A 7,824-nucleotide genomic window follows, 5' to 3' on the forward strand; every position below is an offset into this window, starting at 1 on the left:
GGAGGTCGGGGCTTCGCTTATGCTTCCACGCGGGAAGTTTCTGTTTTGGACTTGTGTTGGTGATTTGAGGCCGGGGGCTTAGGTCCTCTGCTCTGCTTATGCGCCGGCTTTGAGCCGGGCTCCCCTTGCTGCTGCGTTTGCTGGGCCGGGTTGGCTGCAGCCTGTCCGCGAGAAGCGCCGTTTGTTTTGCCTTCATGGTGACGTGAAGGCGCTCCGGCTCTAGATCCCTTAGATGGCTGTCCTTTGCCATAAGGCTGCTGGTTATGCCTTCGGTTTGGCTCCCACTGCTGAACCTCTGCCGGGGCTTTGATTGGTGATGCAGCTTGTCCGATCGGCTGCTGCTCCTGATCCTGCTGCATACTTTCATCCGGATCCGATTCTTTGGATTTGTCCGGCTCGCCGTCCTGCCAAATTCCGCTTTCCGGAATGGCTTCGCCAGACTTGCCCTGAGGCTGCTTGCTCGCCACTTTTTCAAGGATAAAATAAGCGCAGCCGAAATTGCAGTATTCATTCAAATAGTCAGGCAGCGTCGAGATGATCGTATCTTTGCCGGCCTTGGGATGATTGTCCTTAAAAAAACCGCGGAGTCGAAGCTGACTGTAGCCCCAATCGCCGACAATATAATCATACCGGTCCAGCACTTCGCTGTACCGGTCCCGAAACGCTTCAAAATTCCAGCCATTCTTGTGATCGACAATCACTTCATACGTTTTGCCCGATATATGGATCACGTTCTCTGCCTCCTCACGATCGTACGACTGCCGCATCATGATCTTACTATTGCTGCGCCGATTTCACTTGGTCATGCGCATGATATGAGCTGCGCACGAGCGGTCCGGATTCCACATGGCTGAAGCCGCGCTTCATCCCTTCTTCCTTCAACTCGGCAAACTGCTCAGGCGTATAATATCGCAGGACCGGCAAATGGTTCATACTCGGCTGCAGATACTGGCCAATCGTCATAATGCTGCAGTCCACCGCACGCAAATCATCCATGGTTTGCAGAATTTCATCCCATTCTTCACCAACACCCAGCATAATGCTTGATTTGGTAGGAATGCTTGGAACTATGGCCTTGGAGCGCTTCAGAAGCTCAATCGAACGGCGATATTTCGCCTTCGCCCGTACCTTATCCGAAAGACGTTCCACCGTTTCCACATTGTGGTTCAAAATATTCGGTCCGGCATCGAGCACCGTACGAAGCGCTTCTTCGTTCCCTTCAAAATCGGGAATCAGCACCTCCACGCTGGCAAGCGGCAAACGTTGGCGCAAGGCGCGGATCGTAGCGGCAAAAATCGATGCCCCGCCATCCTTCAAGTCGTCCCGTGCAACGGATGTGACAACCACATGACGCAGCCCCATCTGTTCGGCAGCCTCAGCCACGCGCTCCGGCTCCTGAAGATCAAGCTCCGTCGGCAGCCCTGTCGTTACCGCACAAAACCGGCATGCCCGAGTACAAATATCCCCAAGGATCATGAAGGTAGCGGTCCGGTTCGCCCAGCATTCGTGAATGTTCGGACACTTGGCCTCTTCGCACACCGTATGCAAAGTCTTGCCGCGCATCATATTTTTTAATTCCTTGTAATTGTCACCGGTAACCAGCTTAATCTTAAGCCAATCAGGTTTACGTTCTATATGTCGAGTAGCCATGATGCTTCTCCCTGCTTTCTGCTGTAAATAAGAATCATCAAGAAAAGTATACCATAAACCGAGCATTATCGCAGAAAAAGAAAAATGGTCAAGGGCATCGGAACTTTCTGAACTTTCTGGGAAACATTCGCACATCCGTATTACTTTCGAGGGGAAATATGGTACACTAGGAAAAGGGTTTAAATTGGGAGGATAGTCTTTTCCGATATGATGAATACAGATCAGATTTTAAAACTTGTTGCGTCAGGAGATCTTGATATTTCCGATGCCAAACGTCTATTGCATGAAGCCGGGCAAAACCATGGGACAGGCAGCGAAGCCCAGACTGTGGACGACTCCCTCGGATATGCACAGCTTGACGTGAAGAGAGAAGCAAGAACCGGTTTTCCCGAGGTTATATTTGGAGAGGGAAAATCCGCGGAGCAAATTACCGCGATCTTTGAACGGCTTATGTCGCACACGGGACGGGTGCTTGCGACGCGTGTCAGCAGTGAGAAAGCCCCTTACATCCTGGAGCGTATACCCGCTGTGACTTATCATGCGGATGCCCGGGCCATTTCTTGGCGGTCCGACCGTTCTCCGGCAAATGAGGAGGACGGATACATCGCCGTCGTGTGTGCGGGGACATCGGATGTTCCTGTCGCCGAGGAAGCCGCCGTCACCGCCGAGTGCATGGGCTGCCGCGTAGAGCGTGTATACGATGTCGGCGTAGCCGGTATACACCGATTGTTCCGCAGGCTTCCGCTGATCCGCGGCGCCAGCGCCGTCGTGGTCGTCGCCGGCATGGAAGGCGCTCTTGCCAGCGTGTTAGGCGGTCTTGTTGCGGTTCCGATCATTGCGGTTCCGACAAGCATCGGCTACGGCGCAAACTTCCAGGGCATGGCCGCCCTACTGTCCATGCTCAACGCCTGTGCACCAGGCATCTCCGTCGTCAACATCGATAATGGCTTCGGCGGAGGTTATAATGCTTCACTAATCCATCACAACCGGGCGAAGAGGGATAAAGGATGAAACTTTTATATTTGGACTGTTTCTCCGGGATAAGCGGGGACATGACTCTTGGAGCGCTAGTTGATGCCGGTGCCGACCGTCATTATATTGAAGAAGAACTCCGCAAAATCAAGATCGAGCCCTTCACGCTGGAATGGAAGCGCGTCAATAAACGCGGTATCTCCGCGCTGAAGCTCGATGTGCTTTTGGATCCAAATACGCCTCCGAAGCATCATCGCCATTATTCGGAGATAGTGGACCTGATCCACCAAGCAGGCTTCAATGAACGCGTCGTCAAGCTAAGTCTTTCCATCTTTGAAAAAATCGGCATCGCCGAAGCCAAGATTCACAATATCCCCATTGAAAAAGTACATTTTCATGAAGTCGGCGCGATGGATTCCATCGTTGACGTCATTGGAGTTGCGCTGGCTGTCGATTCGTTAAATATTGAAAAAATCGTTTCCTCAGCCGTTCCGCTTGGTTCGGGAACGGTTCACTGCGACCACGGGATTTATCCTGTACCCGCTCCGGCGACGCTCGAAATGATGAGGGGACTGCCTATTGCCCATACTACGTTTTCACTGGAAATGACAACGCCAACCGGAGCAGGCATTATTTCCGGCCTGGTGGAAGAGTTCGCCAAAGGGCTTCCTCCTATGATTGTCGAGTCCATCGGTTATGGTGCAGGTACCCGGGATTTGCCGAACCAGCCCAATGTCCTGCGCGCTATCGTAGGAGAAGCTGATCCGTACGCAAACAAATGGCATGTTCATCACGAAGTCATTCATCATGAGCATCACCATCCTCACAGCCATCATGAGGAGAATCATCATCACCACATCGGACAAGGTCATGGCGATGAGCATCATCATGGACATCATCACCATGACCACGGACACGAACACCCTGATGCCCATGGACACGGACATCAGGATCATACACATCACCACGAGCATCACACCCATGAAGATGCCCCGTGTCAAGACCAGCGGCACGACTCCGCTTGTACACACGGCTAAAAGAAAAAAATGTCTTGCCGCTTCCCCTGCCTCTGTTACTTACTGCATCTGTAACAGAGGCTTTTTTATGCTTTTCCCTCTTCCTTTACTTTTTCCATAAACCTTCTGCGCACCTCGTCGTACACCATTTTCAACGGCACGCCGTACATTTTCGCAGCGCGCTCACACTCCTTGAATTCCGGTGCGAATTGTACAAGCTCTCCCTGATGAAACCCTGCTTTGACGTGAATGGTGCCCCATGGCGTATCCATCGCATGAAAGGTCCTTCCCAGCCGGTGAACCGATGCTCTCAAGTAACGAAGCCCGAGCGTCGTCGTTTCGCGAAAAATAATGGTCTCCATCCGTTCCGCTTCCGACTCGTCAATCAGCACATTAAGCATCACGCCGGGACGGCCCTTTTTCATAATGATCGGAATCCAGTAAACATCGTTCGCTCCTTGTTCAAGCAGCAAATCCGTAATGTATGAGCAGTATTCGGGGTTCATGTCATCGATATTCGCCTGCAAAATCAGCATCCGGTCATCCATATGCTCCTCACGGTGTTCAAACGCCATACCGCATCCCTCCAAAAAGCATCATATCAAACTTGGCATAGGATAAAAAGCCGTTATTCGGCGTAACCTATCGGTACACAAAAAGTAAAGCTATGAACATTTTACCGGAATGGAGTACACGTAAACCGGATCGAGTATCAATTTAAGGAGGTACTACCTATGGTCGCATGGTGTGCCCGGGCTTTAACTGCGATGCTTGTCTGTACAACCCTGACAAGCGCTGCGTTCTGGCCTGTGGAGAAGCAAGCGTCCGCAGCCGCCCCCGCTGTTTCCTCAAAGCCTGGCCCCAAACCTGACAAAGAGGCAGCCGGGATGAAGGCGGTATTTGCAGAACGAAAGGATCTGTTCGACAAAGTAAGCGCGTTAACCGGTATTCCCTGGAATTACTTGGCTGCCATTGATCAATATGAACGTTCGCTGAATTTAGCCAAAAAAAGGCCGCTCAAAGACGGTATGGTTGCCATCTATTTTACGGATCTGCAATGGGGCGGCATGTTTAACCCGGATCATGAGGATATGAACGAGCAAAGCATTAAGCTTTTCGGAGGCATGGGTCGTGACGGTTCAGGCGACGGCTTCGCGGATCGGATGAACGATCTTGACCGACTGTATTCAATGGCCTCTTATCTGCTTAACAAAGGCTCCGCGGAAGAAGACCTTCGGATCGGACTCTGGGAATACTATCAAAATAACCGCAGCGTGGAAAGAATCCAGCAATTCGCCCGTATTTACGGGACATTCGACACACTGGACCTGCATGAGCACAGCTTTGTGATGCCGCTTGGCTCCAATTATGCGTATCACAGCACGTGGGGCGCCAGCCGCGGCTGGGGAGGGTTCCGGATCCATGAAGGAACGGACCTGTTCGCGGATTACGGAGTACCGGTACGCAGCGCAACCTACGGCATTGTCGAGGAAATGGGCTGGAATCCGTATGGAGGCTGGCGGATCGGCATCCGGGACTTGAACAATGTGTACCACTACTATGCCCATTTGTCCGGTTTTAACAAAAAAGAAGTGAAGCAGGGCGACATTGTAAAACCAGGCCAAGTGCTCGGCTGGGTAGGCAGCTCCGGCTACGGGAAGCCCGGAACGTCAGGGAAATTCCCCCCGCACCTGCACTACGGGCTTTACCGCGACAACGGACTGACAGACTGGTCGTTCGATCCGTATCCGCATCTGCGCAAGTGGGAGCGCGAGGAGCGGATGCGGCGCAAGAGGTAGCCTTGTTCATGTCAAACACCCCTGTGATGGACGGCTGCCGCCCGTGATCACAGGGGTGTATTTTATTGCTCTGAAAGCCATGGGGATTAACCATGCTTCACATGCTGCAGCATCTGAACGAAAATTTGCTCGATATGTTCATCATCAAGCGAGTAGAATACGGTTTTGCCGGATTTACGCCGCTTTACAATGCGAAGATTCCGCAGATAACGGAGTTGATGAGAAACCGCTGACTGCCCCATATCCAGCACAACTGTCAGGTCATGCACACAAAGCTCTTTTTCAAGCAACGTATATATAATTTTCACCCGGGTCGGGTCTGCCAGCACCTTGAACACATCGGCCAGCGCCGCTGCCGTCGGCTCCGGGATCAAATTCCTCTTTAATTCGGCAATCAGACCGGTGCCCATACAGGGATCATCGCATTGTTCGTTAAGCAATTTGTCCACGTCCCCACCGCCCCTCTTTGGTAAAATCAACTGTTCATCCCAACCATTATAGCAGAAAATAGATCGGTACGCCGCCGCAACGGCCCGACCCTACAAGGCCAAAGGCTTGCGGGCTAAAGAACAACAGGACGTGCGGCAGCCCCGCACGCCCTTTGAATACTGCGATAAATTCATTTTACCCGTTGTATTTGTGAATGAGCTTCATCTTAAGCTCCCATGCAGCAGGGCTTAAATTTACCCGGTATAATTCGGGATTCAAAATTCGAAGGTATTCCGGCCAAAAAAGCTGAAGCTGTTCTTGATGAAAGCGACGGATCTCTTCCAGCTTCGGCAGCGAGTAAACGAGCTCGCCATCGATAAATATGGGCTGTAAAAGAGGAATTCCCTCATAATACTTGACGTTTTTATTTTTATAGGGGTGCATAGGATCAAACAATTTCAGCGGCTTTCCCTGCTGCACATCGGTTTCTTCACATAGGGCAATGTAATCCGCATCCGCTTTACCCGATTCCTTATTAATAATCCGATAGATTTCTTTGATACCCGGGTTGGATACTTTTTCCGGATTGCCTGAAATCTTAATCACCGGCTCGTATGCACCGTTTTTTTCCCGTGCCACGAGTTTATAGATCCCGCCTAATGATGGCTGGTCAGCCGCAGTAATTAACTGTGTGCCTACACCCCACACATCGATTTTCGCCTGCTGCGCCTTCAGGTTAATAATAATGTTTTCATCGATGTCGTTGGAGGCAATGATTTTGACATAAGAAAGTCCCGCATGGTCCAGCATTTCTCTGGCTTGCTTGGAAATGTAGGCCAGATCCCCGCTGTCTATGCGAATGGAGTTCATTCTTTTGCCCTGCCGCTCTAAAAGCTTTGCCGTTTTTATCGCATTCGGAATTCCGCTTTTCACCGAATCATAAGTGTCCACAAGCAAAGAAACTTGATCGGGGAGTGCTTCCGCATATTTTCGGAAGGCTTCTTCCTCCGTGTCATGATCCTGTATCCAGGCATGGGCATGCGTACCTTTGGCAGGAATGCCAAACAGCATGCCGGCACGTAAGTTAGAGGTCGCATCAAACCCTGCGATATAAGCCGCTCTGGCCCCCCACACAGCCGCATCGGCTTCCTGTGCTCTTCTTGTCCCAAACTCCAGCAGAGTCTCATTGGCCGCCACTTGCTTGATTCGGGACGCTTTTGTGGCAATCAGCGTTTGGTAGTTCATAAAGTTCAGTAAGGCTGTTTCAATCAACTGCGCTTCAAATATACGGGCCTCGACCCGAATTAACGGTTCGTTCGGAAAGACCAACGTCCCCTCCGGTACGGCATGGATGTTACCCGTAAAACGAAAGTTTTTGAGTTCATCCAAAAATCCTTCCTTATATTGCTCCTCCTGCTGCCGCAGATAGTGAATATCCTCATCGCTGAAAGTTAATTGCCGGATATAATCTACAATCCGCTCCAAGCCTGCAAACACGGCATAACCGTTTCCAAACGGGAGTTTTCTAAAATAGGCTTCAAACACGGCTTTGTTATTTAATGATCCTTGCACCCAATGGGCATACATCATATTGATTTGATATTTATCCGTATGTAGAGTTAAATGCGAATAACTCAAGACGATCACTCCCTACTAAAACTATGGTCAATGAAACTATGATTGATACATCTGAACAACAATATATGCCGATCATGAAATGAATTGGGAATGACGCGTTCATAAGCCTCCCCGAGGCACCTTCATTCTTTCGGGATTGAAGCTGCTATATATAAAGTACAGCAATTTGGATGAATCAACAAGAATCCCTATTATAGGGCTTGCTGAACGGGTCACATTTTACGGCATCACGGGCAAGCGGAATGCAAGGGTCGACCAGAGCCATTGCAAAAAAGGCAAAAAGAGAACCCGGAGTCTCTTTTCGAGGTTCATGACCAGCA

Annotated in this window: 8 protein-coding genes; 3 read left to right on the forward strand and 5 right to left on the reverse strand. The window is 50.6% G+C overall.

Annotated features, from left to right (window positions below):
• Positions 1–17: 17 nt before the first annotated feature.
• Positions 18–731 carry a YutD family protein gene (locus tag ACZYR9_RS22035; RefSeq protein ID WP_488980588.1) on the reverse strand — a complete coding sequence of 238 codons (714 nt, stop codon included), beginning with the start codon at positions 729–731 and terminating at the stop codon, positions 18–20.
• A 46-nt stretch (positions 732–777) separates the two neighbouring features.
• A complete protein-coding gene (gene lipA, locus ACZYR9_RS22040) occupies positions 778–1,650 on the reverse strand; it encodes a lipoyl synthase (protein WP_488980589.1) in 873 nt (290 codons plus the stop codon).
• Between the two features lie 207 nt (positions 1,651–1,857).
• On the opposite strand from lipA, the gene larB reads away from it, so the two are divergent.
• Together larB and larC are read left to right on the forward strand one after the other, a co-directional pair.
• Entirely contained in the window at positions 1,858–2,661 is an 804-nt protein-coding gene (gene larB / locus ACZYR9_RS22045) for a nickel pincer cofactor biosynthesis protein LarB (protein ID WP_488980590.1), read from the forward strand.
• Positions 2,658–3,659, forward strand: a complete 1,002-nt coding sequence (gene larC / locus ACZYR9_RS22050; protein WP_488980591.1) for a nickel pincer cofactor biosynthesis protein LarC — start codon at positions 2,658–2,660, stop codon at positions 3,657–3,659. Before larB ends, larC begins: the two co-directional genes overlap by 4 nt.
• A 65-nt stretch (positions 3,660–3,724) precedes the next feature.
• Here the strand turns inward: larC and larC2 are convergent, their stop codons facing one another.
• Positions 3,725–4,213, reverse strand: a complete 489-nt coding sequence (gene larC2 / locus ACZYR9_RS22055) for a nickel pincer cofactor biosynthesis protein LarC2 (RefSeq protein WP_488980592.1) — start codon at positions 4,211–4,213, stop codon at positions 3,725–3,727.
• A 159-nt stretch (positions 4,214–4,372) separates the two neighbouring features.
• Between larC2 and ACZYR9_RS22060 the strand changes: the two genes are divergently transcribed.
• The gene (locus ACZYR9_RS22060; RefSeq protein ID WP_488980593.1) at positions 4,373–5,437 is read left to right on the forward strand and encodes a M23 family metallopeptidase; all 1,065 of its coding nucleotides are present in this window, start codon (positions 4,373–4,375) and stop codon (positions 5,435–5,437) included.
• Between the two features lie 86 nt (positions 5,438–5,523).
• Here the strand turns inward: ACZYR9_RS22060 and ACZYR9_RS22065 are convergent, their stop codons facing one another.
• Positions 5,524–5,886, reverse strand: coding sequence for an ArsR/SmtB family transcription factor (locus ACZYR9_RS22065; protein WP_488980594.1), 363 nt, complete (start codon positions 5,884–5,886; stop codon positions 5,524–5,526).
• A gap of 175 nt (positions 5,887–6,061) precedes the next feature.
• On the reverse strand, positions 6,062–7,504 hold the full coding sequence (locus ACZYR9_RS22070) for a nicotinate phosphoribosyltransferase (protein WP_488980595.1): 1,443 nt from the start codon (positions 7,502–7,504) through the stop codon (positions 6,062–6,064).
• Positions 7,505–7,824 lie beyond the last annotated feature (320 nt).

Source organism: Paenibacillus sp. F024, assembly GCF_057814255.1.